The following is an 18,163-nucleotide window of genomic DNA, read 5'->3' as shown; positions in this document are numbered from 1 at the left end:
CTGCCAGAGCGGACGGAGGAGCACGAGCAGCACGGCGATCGGATCTCAGACCGACCGGACCCCGGCAAGCAAGCCCTGAGGCCGGGCGAACACCGTCCACCGACACTCCGCTGCCGGCTCACACCGCACCCTCGGATGCCGGTACTCGACGGCCGGCGCGGATTCGTCGGCAGCGCCGGATCGATCACAGCCCGTCAGCGTTCACGCATTCTGGTCCACCACCAGCCCGTCATCGCCCACTCGGCGTTGTTGGGTTCAGGCAAGGTACGGCGCTCGAATTCCTCATCGATACGTGTGACCAGTCGGCCCAAGTCCCGTTTGGCTCCGGCAGGAAGGAGCCGCATCGCCTGCTCCAGATCGTCGCGGGCATCTTCTACCTCTATCCCGGGCGAATAGGCTTCGGAGGCATTCAGGTAGCGTCCAGGCTGCTCAAAAGCCCACTCGAAACGAGAGAGCGCATCGGCGACCGCGTTGGGCCACATCTCCCGGTCTTCGACCCGGCGGATCGCTGCACGAGTCCGCGCTGAGACACCGCGGACCCTCAGTACCGGACACTGCCATCGTGGCCGCCACCGCCCTGCATGGACGGCCTTGGGGCGCCTACGCGGCATCGCCCTTTCGGATCAACATGGTGCCATCCTGGCACGGTTGGGCATTGGGATGGGGCCATGGGTACCTGGGCGCACGCCCGCCGCAGCATGGCTCCCGCCGCGGTGGACCCGCTTGAAGAGGTCCTCGAATACGGTGAGTTCACGCTGGACAGGCAGCTCCATCCAGCTCCCGAGGGCGAGGAGCAGCCGTGCCGTGAGGCCGGCAGGCCCGGCCGCTGGCTCAGTCCTACGGCGGCCTGGTTTCACCTCACCTTGTTGGAAGCCAGGCCGACACCGCGGCGTTCGGGGTGGAATCGATCCGTCGCTGGTGGCACAGAGGATCGGGCTGCTTGCTGTTGCGGCCCGGTTGGGTGGGTGGTGACCCGTTCGGTCCCGAGGCGGTCAGTCCCAGACGGACTCGGACACCGGGCGCCACTTCTCGTCGGACTCGGCGAGGGCCTGGGCTGCGGCGCCGGCGTACTGGACGGCATCGCGGCCGAGCAGGAGGCGGACCGGGGCGTCGGCCCGTCCAGCCAGGTTCACGACGGCCTCCGCGACCTGGTCGGGGTGGGCGGAGTGGGCCACCGCGGTCTCGGGGTCGGGGTTCCTGATCATGTCGGCGAAGGCGCCGACCGTCTGCTGGTAGGGGTCGCTGATCGGCGGGACGGTCATGGAGGAGCCGGCCCAGTCGGTGCGCATGCCGCCCGGCTCCAGCACGGTGACCTTGACGTTGAAGGGGGCGACTTCCTGGGCGAGGACGGTGGAGAACCCGCCGACGGCCCACTTGGCGCTCTGGTAGGCGGCGAGGCCCACCGAGCCGATCCGGCCGCCGAGGGAGGAGACCTGGAAGATGTGTCCGGAGCCCTGCTGGCGCAGGATCGGCACCATGGCCTTGCTGACGTGGAAGACACCGTAGAAATTGGTGTTGATCTGAGCGCGGAAGTCGTCGACCGTGACGTCCTCGACGGAGGCCACGTCGCCGTAGCCGGCGTTGTTGACGACCACGTCGTAGCGGCCGTACGTGTTCAGGCCCTCCTGCACGGCGCGCTGTACGGCGTCGTGGTCGGTGACGTCGAGAGCGACGGGGTGGACGCGGTCGCCGTAGCGGTCGACGAGGTCGTCGAGCTGGGCCGGCCTGCGGGCGGTGGCGACCACTCGGTCGCCGGCTTCCAGCGCGGCGGTGACGATGGCGCGGCCGAGGCCGCGGGAGCTTCCGGTGACGAACCAGACCTTGGACATGGAGATGCTCGATTCCTGAAGTGATGGGGGTACCGCCGCGGTGGCCGTGCGGAGGCTGCGTCGAGACGGCCCGGCTATTTCAGACCGCCGGTCCGTTGGGGCGGCTTCAACGTAAGACACCGCCGGTCTGATGTCAAAAGACCGAAGGTCTGTAATATGGCCGGCATGAACTCATTCCAGCGTGCGCGCAGTGAGGAGCAGCGGGCGGTCCGTCGGCAGGTCATCCTCGATGTCACCGCCGCGATGCTCGACGAGATGCCGGTGAGCGCGGTCAGCCTGAACGAGCTGAGCCGTCGCGTGGGACTCGCGAAGTCGAACGTGCTGCGCTACTTCGAGTCCCGAGAGGCGATCCTGCTGGAGCTGCTGGACCGTGCCTGGAAGGAGTGGACGGCCGAGTTGCCGGCGCTGCTGACTGACGGGATAGCACCGGACGCACCGCTGGACGAGCGTCGCGAGCAGTTCGCCGTCGCGGTCACGGCCTCCCTTGCCGAGCGCCGGACGCTGTGCGATCTGCTCAGTGCGCAGGCCGGCGTGCTGGAGCACAATGTGTCCCCTGAGGTCGCCGCCCGTTACAAGAAGGCAGCCGTCACCAACGTCGAGTCACTCGCGGCCCTGGCACTGGTCCACCTCCCTGAACTGGGCGACCGGGCAGCTCAGTTGGCCGCGGCCACGGTCATGGTCATCGGTGCGGTGTGGACCCATTCCCGTCCGTCGCAGGCGATGCTCACCGCCTACGAGGCAGACCCCTCACTCGCCGCCCTGAGCCTGCACTTCGGCCCCACGCTCCAGGAGGTGGTGGCCACCCTCGCAGCCGGCGTCCTCGCCCGGACCTCCCTGTGAGTCCCGCCCGTATCCGGCCCCGCGCCTCTTTCAGTCCCTCTCACCTCACGCGACCTTTCTAGGAGCAATCGTGCGTGTCATCGTCTTCGGAGCGTCCGGCATGATCGGACAGGGCGTCCTGCGTGCCTGTCTCCTCGACGACGCGGTCACCGAGGTTCTCGCTGTCGTCCGCAGGCCGCTGCCCGACGCCCACCCCAAGCTGCGGCAGATCGTGCACACCGACTTCACCGACTACACGGCCGTCCAGGACCAGCTGCAGGGGCTGGACGCCTGCTTCTACTGCCTGGGCGTCTCGTCGTTCGGCCGCAAGGAGGAGGAGTACACGCGGGTCACCCATGAGTACGCGCTCGCCGCCGCGCGCGCCCTGTCCGCCGCCAGTCCTTCCCTCACCTTCGTGTACGTCTCCGGCGAGGGCACCGACAGCACGGGGAAGAGCCGTCAGATGTGGGCCCGGGTCAAGGGCCGTACCGAGAATGATCTGCTGGCCATGCCGATGAAGGCGTACATGTTCCGCCCCGGCTACGTGCAGCCCCTGGACGGTGCCGTCTCCCGCACCCGGGCGTACCGCGTCCTGTACCGTTTCGGCTCCGTCCTCTACCCGCTGCTGCGACGGATCGTCCCTGGCCACGTCACCACGACGGAAGCAGTCGGGCGTGCCATGATCGCCATCGGGCGGGGCGAGGAGGAACGTCCCGTCGTTCTGCGCAACTCGGACATCAATCGTCTGGCGGCGTGCTGAGAGGCCGTGCGCGGTGAGGAGTCCGGTGGGAGGCGCACACGCCACGTCACGTCGTAGCCGAGCTTGTCCGGACGGGTCGGATGTGACGGTGGTCGGCCAGGACGTACTGGGTGAAGCTGCCCGGGGCATGCCCATCGCCTGCTCCCCGACAGCGGGTGTATCCATGCCTTCGCCGACGGCAGTGACATAGCCGGCGAACTCGTAGCCGGCCCTGTTACTCCCTGCCGGTGCCGCAAGAGGTGGGGTCGGCGGCGACGAGCATGGCGGTGTCGGCGTTGGCCAGGGCGACCGCATGGGCGCGCGCCGCGATCTCGCCGGCGGTGCCCGGCGGTGCCCGGCCCAGGCCGCGCCGGGCACCGCCGGGCCCGGCTGGGCCAGGGGAGTCTGGTCGGCGGCCCAGTCCGGGCCGGTGCAGCCGCACAGGGCAGTCATCGTCTCGGGCGTGAGCGAGACGTCTCCCTTCGTGCGTCGGCGTCAGTCGGCGCGGGTGCGTGGAGCGTTGTACTGCTCGTCGGTGATGTGTTCCAGCCAGGTGGTCTCGGGCCGGTCGTCGTCGGGGGCGGTGCCGTCCCACAGAGCGAGGTGCTGCATGAAGCGGTCCTGCGTGGCGCCGTGCCAGTGTTCCTCGCCGGGCCGGCAGGTCACTGTCTCGCCGGGGCGGGCCTCGTACACGGTGCCGTCGCGGGTGCCGATCAGTGCGATGCCGGCCACGACGTGGAGGGTCTGGCCGACGGCGTGGTGGTGCCAGGCGGTTCGGGCGCCGGGGGCGAAGCGGACCATGTTGGCGCGCAGGCGGGAGGGCTCCTGGCCTGCGTGGATGACGTCGAACCAGACGTCTCCGTCGAACCAGTTCTCGGGGCCTTTGCCGGTGGGCTGAGGCTTGACGAACTCCACGGGATGCTCCTTGCTCTCGTGCAGGCGGAGGTGGCGGAAAGAGAGTCAGCGTTCCAGCATGGCCAGGCCGGCTTCGGTGTGAGTGTCGCCGGCGGCCGGCGGGAGGCTGGAGAGCTTGGTCAGGACCTCGGGGGTGAGCTGGAGGCCGTCGGCAGTGGTGTTCTCCTCGACTCGGGCCACGCGCTTGGTGCCGGGGATAGGGGCGAGGTCGTCGCCCTGGGCGAGGAGCCAGGCGATGGCGACCTGCGCCGGTGTGGCACCGACCTGGGCGGCGATGGCCTGGACCTCGTCGGCGAGCGCCAGGTTGCGCTGGAAGTTCTCGCCGGTGAACCGCGGGTTGCCGCGCCGGAAGTCGCCCTCTTCGAAATCCTTCTCGTTGCGGACGGTGCCGGTGAGGAAGCCGTGCCCGAGCGGGGAGAACGGAACCAGGCCGATGCCCAGTTCCCGCAGGACGGGCAGGACGCGGTCCTCGATGCCGCGGGTCCACAGCGAGTACTCGGACTGCACGGCGGTGACGGGGTGAACGGCGTGGGCCCGGCGGATGGTGGCCGGGCCGGCCTCGGACAGCCCGAAGTGACGGACCTTGCCCTCCTGGACCAGCTCGGCGACGGCGCCGGCGGTCTCCTCGATCGGGGTGTCCGGGTCGACGCGGTGCTGGTAGTACAGATCGATGTGGTCGGTGCCCAGCCGCTTCAACGATCCTTCCACCGAGGTACGGATGTTGGCGGGGGCGGAGTTCAAGTTCCACGCACCGGCCCCGGCGTGGTCGATCAGGCCGAACTTCGTCGCGAGGACGACCTGGTCCCTGCGGCCCTTGAGGGCCTGTCCGAGGAGGTTCTCGTTGGTGTAAGGGCCGTAGATCTCGGCGGTGTCGATGAGAGTGACGCCGAGGTCGATCGCCCGGTGCACGGTGCGGATCGACTCCGCGTCGTCGTTTCCGGCGCCGGTCAGGCCGTGGGACATGCCCATCGCCCCGAGACCGATCCGGGAGACTTCCAGGTCACCCAGCTTGATGTGCTTCATGGTCGTGCTTCTCCTGACGGGTTGAGTTCGGGCGATCGGCTCGGTCGAGCGCTTGACGTGGGCACGGGCGAGTGCTTGACAGGGGCGGGGCGGCTATTCCCCGGCGGGGAAGTCCGTGGAGGCCGCCAGGTCGCGCTGGGCCTCGAAGTCGTCGATCCACTGGCGCAGCACGCCGAGGGTGGAGCCGAGCGCTGGGGAGCCGAGCACCACCCGGCACTCGGCGACCGCGCCGACGGCGATCATCGCCGCGAGCTGCGTCATCAGCCGGGTGCGCTCGTCGATGTCGCCGGTGCGGCGCAGGACCTCGTCGAGCGCGAAGCCGTCCGAAGACCTCGATCAGCTCCGGATCGGTGACCGGGAGTGTGGACTCGTGGCCGGGAGAGAGCCGCTCGTGCGCGGCAGCGGCGGCAGGGCTGGGCCGACGGACGGTCACGGGCGCACCACGACTTTCAGGCGGCTGCGGTCGTCCATGGCCTTGTAGGCGTCGGCGACCTGGTCCAGGCCGACCTCGGCGTCGAACACCCTGCCCGGGTCGATGCGGCCTTCCAGCACATCGGTGATGGCGGGTTCGAGGTAGGCGCGCACCGGGGCGGGCCCGCCGGCCAATTGGGCGTTCTTCCCGAACAGTGATCCGAAGCCGACAGGGGCGTCCTCGTACTGCGGGACGCCGACGCGGGAGATGATCCCGCCGGGCCGCACGATGCCGTATGCCTGTTCGTAGGCGGGCATCAGGCCGACGGCCTCCAGCACGACGTGGGAGCCCTCACCGCCGGTCAGGTCCATCACCTCGGCGATGCCCTCCTCGCCTCGTTCGGCGACGACATCGGTGGCGCCCCACTCGCGGCCCAGGTCGGTGCGGGAGGTGTGCCGGCCCATGAGAATGATCCTCTCGGCACCCATGCGGCGGGAGGACAGCACCGCGGACAGGCCCACCGCGCCGTCGCCGATCACCGTGACGGTCTTGCCGGGTTCGACCCGGCCCATGCGGGCGGCGTGGTGGCCGGTGAGGTAGACGTCGCTCAGCGCCAGCAGCGAAGGCAGCAGAGCCTCGTCCACGTCCGCGGGGACCTTTACCAGGGTGCCGGCGGCCTGCGGAACGCGGACGGCCTCGGCCTGCGCGCCCCCGACGCCGCCGGCGCCGTACCAGCCGCCGTGCGGACAGGCCGTCTGGAAGCCGTCCCGGCAGATCGGACAGCTGTTGTCCGCGTAGGCGAACGGAGAGACCACGAAGTCACCGCGCTGGAAGCCGTTGACCTGCGAGCCGGTCTCCTCCACGACGCCGAGGAACTCGTGCCCCATGGGCACGCCCTCGTGGGTCTTGTCCATGGAACGGTAGGGGTGCAGGTCGGAACCGCAGACGCAGGCCAGCGTGATCCGGACGATCGCGTCCGTGGCCTCAATGATCTCGGGGTCGGGCACGTTTTCGACCCGGACGTTGCCGGGGCCGTACATGAAGGTGGCGCGCATGACAGCGGTGCCTTTCGAGCGAGGCGGGTCGCCGGCTGTGGTCCGGGCCGCCAGGGTGGGGTCAGGGGCGGACGAGGACCTTGAGCGCTTCGCGGTCGTTCATGGCCCGGTACCCCTCGCCGATCTCTTCGAGGCCGACGGCGCGGTCGAAGACCCGGCCGGGACGGATCGAGCCGTCGAGGATGTGCGGCATGAGTTCTTCGATGTAGGCGCGGGCCGGGGCGACGCCGCCGGTGAGGGTGATGTTGCGCATGAAATCGCCGAAGCCGAACGGTACGTCGGTGAACTGCGGGGCGCCGACGCGGCTGATCGTGCCGCCGTCACGGACCACGCCGAAGCTCTGCACGATCGCGTCCTTCAGCCCGACGCATTCCAGGACCTTGCCGGTGCCGCTGCCACCGGTCAGTTCCTTCACGGCCGCGATGCCCTGCTCACCGCGCTCGGCGACCACACCGGTGGCACCGAAATCGCGGCCCAGATCGGTGCGCGCCTCGTGGCGGCCCATGAGGATGATCTGCTCGGCGCCCAGCAGCTTCGCGCAGATGACCGCGGCCAGGCCCACGGCGCCGTCGCCGACGACGGTGACCGTGTCGCCGCGGGTGACGCCCGCGGTGCGGGCCGCGTGGTAACCGGTGCACAGGATGTCCGACAAGGTGAGCAGGTCCGGCAGCAGCTCGGAGTCCTCCCCGACGGGCAGCGTCACCAGTGTGCCGTCCGCGTACGGGACGCGCGCAATCTGGCCCTGGCCGCCGTCGACGCCGTTCACGCCCCACTGCCCGCCGTGCACACAGGACGTCTGCAGACCTTCACGGCAGTAGACGCAGGTGTTGTCGCTGTAGACGAACGGGGCCACGACCACGTCGCCTTGCCGCACGGTGGTGACGGCGGAGCCGGTCTCCTCGACGACGCCGAGGAACTCGTGGCCCATATGGCGGGGGTTGTCGGTGGGAGGTGCGGACTTGTAGGGCCACAGGTCGCTGCCGCAGATGCACGACAGAACGATCCGGACGACCGCGTCGGTGGGGTTTTCGATCTTCGGGTCGGCGACGTTCTCGACTCGGACGTCGTCAGCTCCGTACAGCAGGGTGGCGCGCATCAGCGCAGCTCCTTGGGGGTGGGATTGGCTTGCCGGCCGTTCGGGGAGGCCGGTGGGCGCGGGCCGGTCAGTGTGGTTCGAGGCGCAGGGTGGAGGCGCGGGCCTGATCGCTCAGGACGTGTTGGACGATGCTGGTGTAGCGGCCGTACTTGGTGCGGTAGGCGGCATCCACGTCCGCGTACTCGCCCGGATCGGCCTCATGGAAGGTGACCTCCTGGCGTACACCGTCGGCGGCGATGCGGCCCTCCCGGCGGGACTGCGTTCCCCGGTACCACGGACCTTCCCTGCCCTTGACCGACCGGACGTACAGGCGGTCACCGGCACGCACGACCCACACGGTCACCGGATTGCGCAGTGTGCCGTCACTGCGCCTGGACTCAAGATCCAGCTCCACCGCGGTGCCGAGCTTGTCCAGCTCAGCGCTGTCCCACTGCGTCATCGACGGCTCCTTTCGAATGCGGGGGTCGCGGGCCCGAAGCATCGACTGCCCGTGTCAAGATCACCGCCGGCCGGCCATCCCGTGCTCGCCACGGGATCCCGCCGGGGGAGGCCCTTGCCCGCCGAGGACAGCGGGCGACACCATTCAGGCTGCCGCGCCGCGCGTGGGTCAGGCAGGCCGAGATCTGCCAGGGAACAGCCAGCGGGGGTGTGACAGGGCCCCCCACTGAGGGCGTGTCGCGGGTCCGGTGGCGCGAGACTGGGCTCATGGCAGCCGAGCAGCACCGCAGCGGAGACGAGCTGGGGCGATTCCTGCGTGCCCGTCGCACCCAGACCAGCCCCGAGAGCGCCGGCCTGACCCCCGGGCCGGGCGTGCGCCGCACCCCCGGCCTGCGCCGCGAGGAGCTGGCCACGCTCGCTGGGGTCAGCATCGACTACTACACCCGGTTGGAGCGCGGCAAGGAAACCCGCCCCAGCCCGGCCGTCGTCGACGCCCTGGCCCGTGCTCTCCGGCTCGACGACGCCGAACACCAGCATCTGTGCGACCTGGCCGTCCGCGCCGCCCGCTACGCACCCCAGGCTGCCCCGGCCCCCAGCCGCACGGTGCGCCCCCACCTGAAGCTGCTGCTGGAGACCGTGCGGCCGAACCCGGCCTACATCGTCAGCCGCAGTCTGGACGTGCTGGCCACCAACCCTGGTGGCCTGGCCCTGTACGCCGGCATCGACGACTGGCCCGGCACCCAACGCAACCTTGCCCGCTACCTTTTCCTCCACCCCGCGGCCCGTGAGGTCTTCCCCGACTGGGACAACCAGATCCGCGGTTGCGTCGCCCGCCTGCGGGCCCTGGCGGGCACCGACCCCGATGCTCCCGACCTCACCCAGCTCGTCGGTGAGCTGCTCCTGAAGAGCCCGGCGTTCGCCGGACTGTGGGAGCGCTACGAGGTCACCGGCCGCAAGAACCTCACCAAGACCTTCCAGCATCCCCGGGTCGGCACGATCACCCTGAACTTCCAGGGCATGGCCCTCGAAGGCACCCCCGGCCAGCGCATGGGCGTCTACATCGCCCAGCCGGGCACCCCCGACCACGACGCGATGCTCCTGCTGGACATGACCGCAACCCACACCGAGCCGGCGCCGTCCCGGCAGAAGCGGTGAGCGCCTTCAGAAGTTCCGTCCCCGGACAGGGGCGTTCACCGGGGAGCTTGGCGGTGCGTTCGGGGCGGGCCGCGGTGACGTATCGCAGGGCGGTCCGCTCGGTGATGCCGAACAGGCGCATCTGGAGTTGCCCCGGTCTGACGGACATGGACGGGCTTGTGAGCTATGCAGTGGCGTAGAGGCGGCGTCTTGATCTTGCGGGCGCACGGTGAGCTGTCGGCCGTAGCGGGTGGAGCTGGTGCACTGCGGGCGGGCCGGGCAGGGCGCACAGGTCTCGGTGGCGAAGCGGATGCGGATCGCGGGCCGCTGGTTTTTGTCGAGTTCTTCGGTCCAGTAACGGCTGTGAGCGCCGCTGGGACAGGTCGCCTGTCGGGCGTCCCAGTCGATGGTGAAGGATGTCTTGCCGTAGTCGGCGGTCTGGACGGTGTGGCGGGTGTGTGGCCTGACCGGGCCGATGACGCGGACACCGCGCTGGCTGGGCGCGGTGAGCAGGGGCTCTGCGGAGATGTATCCGGCGTCCATCAGGTGTTCGTCGGGCAGCAGGTGCTTGGTGTGGAGCCGGCCGTGGATCTCGTCGGCGGCCATGGGGTCGCCGACCGTGGCGTCCGTGGTGGCCACGTGGGTGATCAGGTGGGGTCGGCCGCTCTCCTGAGCGTCGCAGGTCTCGGTGAAGTGGACCTTGTAGCCGTCCCGGGCTGAGCCGCGCTTGAGGGCGTTGCGGGAGTCGGGGTCGTAAGGCGAGGTGATCCTCGCTCTGCTGGGCAGGGAGATCATTCTTCCCCCGCCAGGCCACCTCCTGCACCCCGCCCATAACCGTTCGCTGAAACTGCTGCATCCACACTGTCCGCAGGATGCCGACCGCGGGCATCTCCCGCAGCCGGTCGGGAGCGGCTGACGCGAGGGCCGCCTCAAGGAACAGGTAGCCGTCGGCTGCAATGCGCCAAGTGAGCTGGGTCCGCTCGTTCTCATCACTTGGCAGCCGATAGGAGTCCATTCGGGCCCCGTACTGTATCTGCCAGGTCGGGGGCATCCAGGACGCGAGCCATTGGGGTGCGGCGACGGCGACCGCCTCCAGCGCGGCCCGCAGCGTCTCGCCGGTGAATTCCAGACGATTGAGGTCCCTCACCGCGGCAAGCACGTGCGTGGAGTCGGTGCGCAGCCGGCCCCGGCCTGCCACCGGCCCCAGCTCCGTGAGCCGTTCCAGCAGCAGATCCAGGATCAGCTCCTCCAGACCGTGAGTCAGGGGACGGTCGCGGAACCCCGTCAGCACGGTGAAATCGAAGCCTGGGTCTGCCAGATCGAGGCCAAGCAGGTACTTCCAGTCGATTCTCGCGGGCACCGCGTGGGCTGCGTGGCGGTCGGTCAGGTTCTCCGCGAACTGTGCAGCACGCTGACCAACGCCAGTCGGCCCGGAGCGACACCGGGGCGGCCACGCACGCCGAACGCGGCCCTGAAGACCTCGTCGTCGAACAGCGGGCCGAGCGCGTCCCGCACGCGCATCGCCAGACACCCCTTGGGAGACGCTGCCCAGGCCACTACCCGCGTTCCCTCAGGCACCTCCCTACCCGAGTCCGCCCGCATCGACACCCAACCCCTCCGTCCCGAGATCAAGGCGGGCTCGCGGCCCAAGCCCCCGACCTCAGTTCCACCCCTCAGCCACCCACCAAGGCTGAGATCAGAGGCATTCACCCAATTGGGCAACAGGGTCATCGAAGGCTTCTACAACCCAAGACGCCGACACTCGGCGAACGGCCAGCTCAGCCCGGCCGACTTCGAGCGCCGACACGTCGCACAAGCATCAGATGAGGTCCTCTACGCCACTGCATAGCTCACAAGCCCGTCTATGTCCGTCAGACCGGGGCAACTCCACACGACGTCGTAGACCTTCTCCACGAACAGCGGGTTGGTCGACAGCTTGAAGGTGTCTGCCAGGTGCGGCTTGAGCTGGAAGCGCCGCCAGATCCGGCCCACGGTCGACTTCGACAGACCACTGTGCTTGGCCATAGACGTCCGCGACCAGTGGGTGGCGTTCTTCGGCAGCTGCTCCAGCGTGGCGGCCACTACCGCTTCCACCTGATCGACGCTGATGGTGGGCGGCCGGCCCGGCCGGGGCTCGTCGGCCAGCTGGTCCAGCCGCCCGGCGAGGAAGTGCCGACGCCACTTGCGGACGGTGTCCGTGCTCACCCGCAGATCCCGGGCGACCGCGATAATCGGCGGCACCTCCGGCCCCGCACACGCCAGTACAATCCGCGCCCGCAGAGCCAGTGCCTGGGCCGATGTCGCCCGACGCGTCCATCGCTCCAGTACCGCCCGCTCGTCATCAGGCAGCAGCAACGGTTCCAGCTTCGGGCCCCGACGAGGAACTGACACACCAGCAGCAGAAGTCACGCAAAACTACTAACGATCAACTACTGGCGCAGGACATTAGCGGATGAATGCCTCGGATACGGTCCACAGGCGTGCCGCGTTGTCCTGGTCGAGGGCGTACGGCGCGACGCCTGTGACGGCACCGGCTCGCTCGGCGACCGGATCGGACTGCGCACAGTCCTCAAAATAACGGCCGGTGATGCCCTCCACCGTCGGTGAGGCGGCCAATAGCACCGAGGTCGCGGCGCCCTGCTCTACGGTCTTCTGCGGTGGCAGTGTGAGCTCGCCCGCGGCGATGAAGTCGGCCACCTGCTGCATGTCCATGTGCCGGGTCAGGGACGTGTCAGCGATGTTGCCCGGCATCAGCGCGTTGGCGGTGATGCCGTCGTCGGCCCATCGCTCGGCGGCACCGACGGCGAACAGGACGTTGGCGGTCTTCGACTGCCCGTAGGAGGTCCAGGGGTCGTAGGGGCGGAAGCGGTAGTCCAGGTCGTCGAAGACGACCGGTGAGAAGAGGTGACCGATCGAACTCACCGAGACGGTTCGTGCCCCGTCCGCCGCTGCGAGTGCCGGGTGGAGGCCGACGGTGAGGGCGAAGTGGCCCAGGTGGTTGACGCCGAACTGCGTTTCCCGGCCGTCAGGCGTGCGGATGAGTTCCGGCGGGGCCATCACTCCGGCATTGTTGACCAGGATGTGCAACGGGCCGTGCCAGGCGGCCACGAACGCCGCGACTGTCGACCGGTCGGCCAGGTCGAGCCGCCCCACGGCCAACTGTCCCGATTCGGGCGGAAGTTCCGCCTCCAGGCGCGCCACCGTGCGGGCACCCGCCTCGGTGTCCCGCACGGCCAGGGTGACATCGGCGCCCGCCGCGGCGAGCGCCCGGGCCGTCTCCACCCCGATTCCGGAACTGGCTCCGGTCACCACGGCCCGGCGGCCGTGCAGGTCGACGCCGTCGATAACCTCGGCGGCGGTTGCGCTTGCCCCGAACATGTGGGGCGTCTGAGGTACGGACATGAGGTGAGGCTCCTGACTTGAGTGATTTGAGAAAACCCAGGGTCGGCCACTCGTTCTACGTGGCCGGGCGCGGGGCAGGCGCTGCACGGCGGGGCCGGTCAGCCCTGCGCGATCCGGGAGACGTGCTGCCAGTCGGCCCAGGTCTGAAGGCGCTGGTCGTAGAGGGGTTCGATGACCTCGATGGGTTCCGTACCGAACAGCACCCGCAGCGGCGGGTTCTCGGCATCGACGATGTGCAGCAGAGCGGCGCCGGCGTCGGCGGGGGCGGCGTAGCGGGCATCGCCGAAACGGGCCGCGAGGGCCTTGCGGACCTGGTCGTAGGCTGGGTTCGGGTCGGCCTGAGCGGCGGAGGAGCCGCCCCAGTCGGTGCTGAAGCCGCCCGGCTCGACGATGGTGACCTTGATCCCGGCTCCGACGACTTCCTGGGCGAGAGACTCGCTGAAACCCTCGAGCGCCCACTTGGAGGCGTGGTAGGCGCCCAGTGACGGGAACGCGGCGACGCCGCCGACGGACGATATCTGCACGATGTGGCCGCTGCCCTGCCTGCGCAGGATCGGCAGCACCGCCTGACTGACCCAGAACGCGCCAAAGAGGTTCGTCTCCATCTGGCCGCGCAGCTGCTGCTCAGTGATCTCCTCGACCATGCCGAACAGTCCGAAGCCGGCGTTGTTGACGACGACGTCGAGGCGGCCGAACTTCTCGTGCGCGGCGGATACTGCGGCGGCGACGGCCGACTTGTCGGTGACGTCCAGCGCCAGCGGCAGGACCGCGTCGGTGCCGTACTTGGTGACCAGATCACCCGGTGCGGCCACGTCCCTGGCGGTTGCGGCGACCTTGTCGCCACGCTCCAGCGCCGACTTGGCGAACGCGCGACCGAGGCCGCGAGACGTACCGGTGATGAACCAGACCTTGCTCATGACTCAAGACTCCTTTGGGGTCGGCCTTCCGGAACTGACCTCCGGGGGCTGGTTCCACCGTAACAAAACTTTAGATGCGTCCAAATATGAACTCGTCCATAATTGGAAACGTATAATGACGCGCATGGCAGGAACCATGAATCTGCGGGAGCGCAAGAAGCTGGCGACCTGGCGCGCCATCCGGTCGGCCGCCCTGCGGCTCTTCGACGAGGAGGGCTACGAGGCCACGACCGTCGAGCAGATAGCAGCAGCGGCGAACATCTCGCGCGCCACCTTCTTCAACTACTTCGCCAGCAAGGAGGCCGTCGTCTTCGATCAGGACCCCGAGGAGCGAAGCGGTTGGCAGGCACTGATGAAGGGGCGACCCGCCGACGAGCCGCTCTGGGACTCGCTCACCGCGATCCTGACGGGGTTCTGCGAGAGCCTGCGCGAGCGTATGCCGCTCCAGCGTGCACTCAAGGCGCAGTCGCCGACCCTCGCCCAGTCGGGCCAGAGCTTCGGCGAGCAGTTCTTCACTGATCTGCGCGACTGGGTGGCAGGCCGCAACAGCGAGTTTGACGAGCTGACCGTGACCTTGCGGCTGAACCTCGCGGTGGCCGCCACCTTCACCGCCTATCAGACCTGGCCCGCGGACGAGTCCTTCGACGACTTCCAGCGGCGCCTCGAACGCTGCCTCCGCGAGGCGGGACCCGCCTGTCCCCCCGGCTGACTGCATCCACTGTGCTGCCGCTGCCCGGCCGACGGCCGACCGATCATGCTGTCAGTCGGCCGACGAGGTGCCCGTGGTCCGGGTCCTTTCCCGACGGCCGCTTCCCGAACGGGACGGGCCAGTTTCCCGCCATGCCGCTCTCCAGCGATCATTTCGGGGTGGGGGCTGTGACCCGTCTCGCGTGGAGCTCAGCAGCCGCACCATCAGCCGCGGGTCGTAGGGCGGGTACTGATTTCGGTGCTTCAGGGTGATGGTGGTGGGAGGTTGAGGGCGAGTCCGGTCCCGGCAACGAAGCCGTCGAGGAGATCCGGGCGGTCCTGGAGGCGTTTGAGCCGGTTGCGGATGAGGGATTCGAGCCGGTCGATAGCCACGCTCCCGAGGTTGGCGAGACTGCGTTTGACGTGGGCCCATGGGTACTCGACCGCGTTCAGTTCGGGTGCATGGGAGGGCAGGATGAACGCCGTCAGCCACTTCCGTGCCTCGATCAGCTCGCGCATGGTGTGGGAGGCGTGGGTGTTCAGCCGGTCCCGTACGAGCACGATCGGTGCCTTGACCAGCTGGTGCATCTCGTCGATCAGGCGGATGCAGTCGTCGTCGGACAGGCTGCGGCGCTCGCCCTTGCGTCCGGTGTGCAGCCGCAGCCGGTGGCACAGCCGGGTCCTCTAGCCCGGACGCGTCGCGATCAGCCCGGCGACGGAGACCCTCCCGGAACGGCGGCCGGACACTCTCACGACCGGGGTGATTCCCCGCCTGCCCCAGGTGCAGCCCTTCGGCGGCCTGCGGGTGAACCCGGCTCCGTCCTCGAAGCAGATGAAGCCGTCGCAGGCCGCCCGCCCCCATCCCCATACCTCACACACCACCAGATACAACCAGCACTGCCGGCCCATCAGGGACTTCGAGCGAGTTCACCCTGACGAGCCGCAGCCAGTATCCGCGTGATCAAGGCTGACGTGGTGGTCCGTGCCGCCGACGGCACGACGACAACCACGGCCCTGCGTCTGTTGCTGGACCACCGTCGCTACCCGACTGCAGAACTCGCCGAGCTCTACCACCGAAGGTGGCAGGCCGAGACCGCGTACTCCGGGCTGAAGGTTACGCTGCGCGGGCCGGACCGCGTACTGCGCTCGCACCACACCGACGACGCCCGCCAGGAACTGCTCGGCCTGCTCGTCATCTACCAGGTCGCACGGCAGATCGCCGTCGACGCCGCAACCCACACAGGGATCGATCCGTCCCGGATCTCACTCGCCGTCACCATCCGGATCGCCCGCCACGCCGTGATCACCGCGACCGGGATCTCAACACGTCACGGATGCCAGCCCACCCCTGCCATCCACGGCGCCATCCTGCACCCGCGCGAGTTAGTACTGCAACCGTATCTGGGGGTTGTGGCCTCGGCGTTTGTAGTGGGAGTGGCGGGCTCGGGCCTGGCTGCGTCTGCGGAAGTGTGACCAGTGCAGATGGTGTTCGTTGGTGTGGTGGCGGGGCGTGATGACGATGTGCCCGATCAACCGGCGGATCTCCGGGACGCTGAGGGGTATGAGGTCTTGTTCGTCCTCTGCGCCGCCCCTTTTGCGGCTTGTTGGGCGCGGACTGCGGTCAGGTAGGCGAGCGCGGCCATCGACAGGGTGATGTGCCGGTACCAGGCCCGGTAGACCCGGACCTGGTAGTGGTCCAGGCCGCACTCTCCCTTGGCGGTCTGGAAGCACTCCTCCGCCGCCCACCTCGCTGCGGCAACTTTGACCAGGTCTTTCAGCCGCGAGGAGGCCGGTCCGTAGCAGACGTAGTAGGCGATCTCGGTGGGGTCGCTGACGCTGCGGCGGGCCAGCACCCAGTGCCCGAGCCGTCTTCCCAGCAAGGGCGGATCGCGACGCGCGCCCAGTCGTAGACGCGTTCGCCGTGCGCACCCGGCCCGCCCGACAGCCGCTTCCAGCGTTGTCGGGGCAGCGCGGCGATCAGCTCGTCGACCCGGGCCTCCCTCCAGCCGGTCGTGACCACCGTGTCGTTGACCTTCGTGGCCATCACGTGGGCGACCTTGCGCTGCTCCAGCCAGAAACGTGTGTGTTTGACCTGTCCGTATGCCTCGTCAGCGGTCACCCATGCGAACGGCACACCGGCGTCGACGGCGCGTTGCAGCATCTGCCTGAAGTGCTCGTTCTTGGTTGCGAAACAGATCTCGTCGTCGATGCCGGCGCCCCGGCAGCGGTCCCGGTCATCCGTTCAGGAGGCCGGGAGGTAGAGCTCGCGGTCGATCAGGGCACGTCCCCGGGCCGAGGCGTAGGCGAGGAAGGTGCCGGTCTGGCAGTTTTCCGTGCGGCCCGCAGTACCCGAGTATTGGCGCTGGACACCGGGCGGATTTGGTGCCTTTCTTCAAAAAGCCGGTGTCGTCGCAGATCAGGACGGCTTCCGGGCTTCCGATGGTCTCCACGACGAAGTCACGGACGTCGTCGCGGACCGCGTTCTCGTCCCAGTCGGAGAGGTTGAGCAGGCGCTGGACACCGTCCGGGCGGAGCTGGCCGACCTGCTCGGCCAGCGTCCAGCCGTTCTTCTTCTCCAGAGGCGCGACCAGCCCCTCCAGGTAGTCCAGTGCACGCTCCCGCGGCTCGGACCTGTCAAAACGGTGGGCGAACCGGGCATGCAGCCCGGCTATCCCCTCGGACCACGACTCAATCTGCTCGACCGTCAGCGCATCAGCACACAGTCACATCAACGACAGTCGACGTTGATCGTCACCCCAGATGCGGTTGCAGTATTAGCGCCGCAGCACCGCCCGACCAGGATCCTGCCCCGCCGCGGCAAACGCCTGATCTCTACCTTCGCCTGCAACATGACCAGAAAGAACATCCCGATCACGAACGCGGAGATCGCCATCACCACCACAGCCACCGACCGGGCACGGAGATGGAGGACCCAAAGTTCCCGGCACTGGGCCAAAGCCCACGTCCAGCACGTCCTGACAGCCATCGCCGTCAACATCGAACGCCTCAGCACCCAGGAAACCACCTACCAGCCCCGCCCGCCGACCGCCTTCCAGCAGTATCTCGATGCCGGCGGACTACCCCGACCCCGCTGGTGGCGCCAAGGACAGTGACCTTCGAAAATCAAGATCCCCGACAGAGTCTCCCACTGACAAACCGAGGAGTTATTTTTCGACAGCTCCCTGGCCGTCAGCCCTCGGAAGAATCGAGGCCAAGCCAGCGCTTCACAGAGTAGACGCATCGCCAAGTAGGTGTGCACTCAGCGCTAGCGAGATCCATCGCACTGCCCCCTATCATGAAATACGTAGCCGGTGAACGGGATCGATACCAACGTATTGCGATGCGCGCGTGTTCGGGTAACGAGACCTAGGCCAGCGGTTCCTTTGTGAGGGAATTATGCGACACGCGGCGGGGGAGGATCCTTTATCGGTGCACAGCAGGTACATCACTACTGAAAGGAATATCTGCGTTGCTAGTAGCGGCATTTCGCCAGAGAAGCTTAGCCCTCATTCAAACCGGTGAGAATAAGCCGATCGCCAATTCTGCGAGAGGGGGAAGTGAAGTGCGGCAGGCATGGGCACGTGACTTGAACCGTGGGCCATTGTCTGACGCGTAAATATGGCCTGGTCAGGGTGGGTGTGGGCAGGGCTGGGTGCCCGGTGGTCGCGGAGGGCCGCCGGGTGTCTGGGTTTGTCGG

Annotated in this window: 19 protein-coding genes and 2 pseudogenes; 5 read left to right on the top strand and 16 right to left on the bottom strand. The window is 68.5% G+C overall.

From position 1 onward, the window contains the following. Positions 1–194 precede the first annotated feature (194 nt). Entirely contained in the window at positions 195–482 is a 288-nt protein-coding gene (locus ACFC09_RS29175; protein WP_376533311.1) for a hypothetical protein, read from the bottom strand. 510 nt (positions 483–992) lie between these two features. After that, entirely contained in the window at positions 993–1,829 is an 837-nt protein-coding gene (locus ACFC09_RS29170; RefSeq protein ID WP_376533310.1) for an SDR family NAD(P)-dependent oxidoreductase, read from the bottom strand. Between the two features lie 165 nt (positions 1,830–1,994). Between ACFC09_RS29170 and ACFC09_RS29165 the strand changes: the two genes are divergently transcribed. After that, the gene (locus ACFC09_RS29165) at positions 1,995–2,669 is read left to right on the top strand and encodes a TetR family transcriptional regulator (RefSeq protein ID WP_376533309.1); all 675 of its coding nucleotides are present in this window, start codon (positions 1,995–1,997) and stop codon (positions 2,667–2,669) included. Between the two features lie 70 nt (positions 2,670–2,739). Then, positions 2,740–3,408 (top strand): NAD-dependent epimerase/dehydratase family protein, encoded by a 669-nt coding sequence (locus ACFC09_RS29160; protein ID WP_376533308.1) that lies wholly within the window; start codon positions 2,740–2,742, stop codon positions 3,406–3,408. A 474-nt stretch (positions 3,409–3,882) separates the two neighbouring features. Here the strand turns inward: ACFC09_RS29160 and ACFC09_RS29155 are convergent, their stop codons facing one another. From ACFC09_RS29155 to ACFC09_RS29130, 6 genes are all read right to left on the bottom strand, one after another. Next, entirely contained in the window at positions 3,883–4,302 is a 420-nt protein-coding gene (locus tag ACFC09_RS29155) for a cupin domain-containing protein (RefSeq protein WP_376533307.1), read from the bottom strand. Between the two features lie 45 nt (positions 4,303–4,347). Beyond that, the gene (locus ACFC09_RS29150) at positions 4,348–5,325 is read right to left on the bottom strand and encodes an aldo/keto reductase (RefSeq protein WP_376533306.1); all 978 of its coding nucleotides are present in this window, start codon (positions 5,323–5,325) and stop codon (positions 4,348–4,350) included. A 93-nt stretch (positions 5,326–5,418) separates the two neighbouring features. Then, on the bottom strand, positions 5,419–5,586 hold the full coding sequence (locus ACFC09_RS29145; protein ID WP_376533305.1) for a hypothetical protein: 168 nt from the start codon (positions 5,584–5,586) through the stop codon (positions 5,419–5,421). A 168-nt stretch (positions 5,587–5,754) separates the two neighbouring features. Further along, a complete protein-coding gene (locus tag ACFC09_RS29140; RefSeq protein ID WP_376533304.1) occupies positions 5,755–6,792 on the bottom strand; it encodes an alcohol dehydrogenase catalytic domain-containing protein in 1,038 nt (345 codons plus the stop codon). A gap of 61 nt (positions 6,793–6,853) precedes the next feature. After that, on the bottom strand, positions 6,854–7,888 hold the full coding sequence (locus tag ACFC09_RS29135; RefSeq protein ID WP_376533303.1) for a zinc-binding dehydrogenase: 1,035 nt from the start codon (positions 7,886–7,888) through the stop codon (positions 6,854–6,856). A 67-nt stretch (positions 7,889–7,955) separates the two neighbouring features. Then, positions 7,956–8,327 (bottom strand): DUF2255 family protein, encoded by a 372-nt coding sequence (locus tag ACFC09_RS29130; RefSeq protein ID WP_376533302.1) that lies wholly within the window; start codon positions 8,325–8,327, stop codon positions 7,956–7,958. Positions 8,328–8,593: 266 nt separating this feature from the next. On the opposite strand from ACFC09_RS29130, the gene ACFC09_RS29125 reads away from it, so the two are divergent. Beyond that, positions 8,594–9,481, top strand: a complete 888-nt coding sequence (locus ACFC09_RS29125) for a helix-turn-helix transcriptional regulator (protein WP_376533301.1) — start codon at positions 8,594–8,596, stop codon at positions 9,479–9,481. Positions 9,482–9,487: 6 nt separating this feature from the next. Here ACFC09_RS29125 and ACFC09_RS29120 read toward each other — a convergent pair whose 3' ends face one another. From ACFC09_RS29120 to ACFC09_RS29095, 6 genes and pseudogenes are all read right to left on the bottom strand, one after another. After that, positions 9,488–10,255 carry a transposase gene (locus tag ACFC09_RS29120; protein WP_376533300.1) on the bottom strand — a complete coding sequence of 256 codons (768 nt, stop codon included), beginning with the start codon at positions 10,253–10,255 and terminating at the stop codon, positions 9,488–9,490. Positions 10,256–10,757: 502 nt separating this feature from the next. Then, positions 10,758–10,820 (bottom strand): annotated as a pseudogene (locus ACFC09_RS29115) (hypothetical protein); the annotation flags it as partial. A 23-nt stretch (positions 10,821–10,843) separates the two neighbouring features. Further along, positions 10,844–10,981, bottom strand: coding sequence for a hypothetical protein (locus tag ACFC09_RS29110; RefSeq protein ID WP_376533392.1), 138 nt, complete (start codon positions 10,979–10,981; stop codon positions 10,844–10,846). 312 nt (positions 10,982–11,293) lie between these two features. After that, on the bottom strand, positions 11,294–11,851 hold the full coding sequence (locus ACFC09_RS29105) for a helix-turn-helix domain-containing protein (protein WP_376533299.1): 558 nt from the start codon (positions 11,849–11,851) through the stop codon (positions 11,294–11,296). 54 nt (positions 11,852–11,905) lie between these two features. Then, positions 11,906–12,862, bottom strand: a complete 957-nt coding sequence (locus ACFC09_RS29100; protein ID WP_376533298.1) for an SDR family NAD(P)-dependent oxidoreductase — start codon at positions 12,860–12,862, stop codon at positions 11,906–11,908. Between the two features lie 98 nt (positions 12,863–12,960). Then, positions 12,961–13,779 carry an SDR family NAD(P)-dependent oxidoreductase gene (locus tag ACFC09_RS29095; protein ID WP_376533297.1) on the bottom strand — a complete coding sequence of 273 codons (819 nt, stop codon included), beginning with the start codon at positions 13,777–13,779 and terminating at the stop codon, positions 12,961–12,963. A 124-nt stretch (positions 13,780–13,903) separates the two neighbouring features. Here ACFC09_RS29095 and ACFC09_RS29090 point away from each other — a divergent pair, with 124 nt between their 5' ends. After that, positions 13,904–14,488, top strand: a complete 585-nt coding sequence (locus tag ACFC09_RS29090) for a TetR/AcrR family transcriptional regulator (protein ID WP_376533296.1) — start codon at positions 13,904–13,906, stop codon at positions 14,486–14,488. 242 nt (positions 14,489–14,730) lie between these two features. On the opposite strand, the gene ACFC09_RS29085 is transcribed toward ACFC09_RS29090, so the two are convergent. Then, a complete protein-coding gene (locus ACFC09_RS29085) occupies positions 14,731–15,054 on the bottom strand; it encodes a transposase (RefSeq protein WP_376533295.1) in 324 nt (107 codons plus the stop codon). Positions 15,055–15,423: 369 nt separating this feature from the next. Here ACFC09_RS29085 and ACFC09_RS29080 point away from each other — a divergent pair, with 369 nt between their 5' ends. After that, positions 15,424–15,939: a hypothetical protein gene (locus ACFC09_RS29080; protein WP_376533294.1), complete on the top strand. Its 516-nt coding sequence runs from the start codon at positions 15,424–15,426 to the stop codon at positions 15,937–15,939. A gap of 56 nt (positions 15,940–15,995) precedes the next feature. Here ACFC09_RS29080 and ACFC09_RS29075 read toward each other — a convergent pair. Next, positions 15,996–17,174: pseudogene (locus ACFC09_RS29075) on the bottom strand (IS701 family transposase). Between the last annotated feature and the right edge of the window lie 989 nt (positions 17,175–18,163).

The sequence above is a fragment of the Streptomyces sp. NPDC056161 genome (assembly GCF_042268025.1).
Classification (GTDB): Bacteria; Actinomycetota; Actinomycetes; order Streptomycetales; family Streptomycetaceae; genus Streptomyces.
This window is presented reverse-complemented; position numbering and strand designations above follow the sequence as displayed.

Bases quoted from the DNA above. Each gene is read 5' to 3' on its own strand.
- ACFC09_RS29175 (WP_376533311.1), bottom strand. From the start codon at position 482: ATGTGGCCCAACGCGGTCGCCGATGCGCTCTCTCGTTTCGAGTGGGCT.
- ACFC09_RS29170 (WP_376533310.1), bottom strand. From the start codon at position 1,829: ATGTCCAAGGTCTGGTTCGTCACCGGAAGCTCCCGCGGCCTCGGCCGC.
- ACFC09_RS29165 (WP_376533309.1), top strand. From the start codon at position 1,995: ATGAACTCATTCCAGCGTGCGCGCAGTGAGGAGCAGCGGGCGGTCCGT.
- ACFC09_RS29150 (WP_376533306.1), bottom strand. From the start codon at position 5,325: ATGAAGCACATCAAGCTGGGTGACCTGGAAGTCTCCCGGATCGGTCTC.
- ACFC09_RS29145 (WP_376533305.1), bottom strand. From the start codon at position 5,586: ATGACGCAGCTCGCGGCGATGATCGCCGTCGGCGCGGTCGCCGAGTGC.
- ACFC09_RS29140 (WP_376533304.1), bottom strand. From the start codon at position 6,792: ATGCGCGCCACCTTCATGTACGGCCCCGGCAACGTCCGGGTCGAAAAC.
- ACFC09_RS29135 (WP_376533303.1), bottom strand. From the start codon at position 7,888: ATGCGCGCCACCCTGCTGTACGGAGCTGACGACGTCCGAGTCGAGAAC.
- ACFC09_RS29130 (WP_376533302.1), bottom strand. From the start codon at position 8,327: ATGACGCAGTGGGACAGCGCTGAGCTGGACAAGCTCGGCACCGCGGTG.
- ACFC09_RS29125 (WP_376533301.1), top strand. From the start codon at position 8,594: ATGGCAGCCGAGCAGCACCGCAGCGGAGACGAGCTGGGGCGATTCCTG.
- ACFC09_RS29120 (WP_376533300.1), bottom strand. From the start codon at position 10,255: ATGATCTCCCTGCCCAGCAGAGCGAGGATCACCTCGCCTTACGACCCC.
- ACFC09_RS29110 (WP_376533392.1), bottom strand. From the start codon at position 10,981: ATGCGCGTGCGGGACGCGCTCGGCCCGCTGTTCGACGACGAGGTCTTC.
- ACFC09_RS29100 (WP_376533298.1), bottom strand. From the start codon at position 12,862: ATGTCCGTACCTCAGACGCCCCACATGTTCGGGGCAAGCGCAACCGCC.
- ACFC09_RS29095 (WP_376533297.1), bottom strand. From the start codon at position 13,779: ATGAGCAAGGTCTGGTTCATCACCGGTACGTCTCGCGGCCTCGGTCGC.
- ACFC09_RS29090 (WP_376533296.1), top strand. From the start codon at position 13,904: ATGGCAGGAACCATGAATCTGCGGGAGCGCAAGAAGCTGGCGACCTGG.
- ACFC09_RS29085 (WP_376533295.1), bottom strand. From the start codon at position 15,054: ATGCACCAGCTGGTCAAGGCACCGATCGTGCTCGTACGGGACCGGCTG.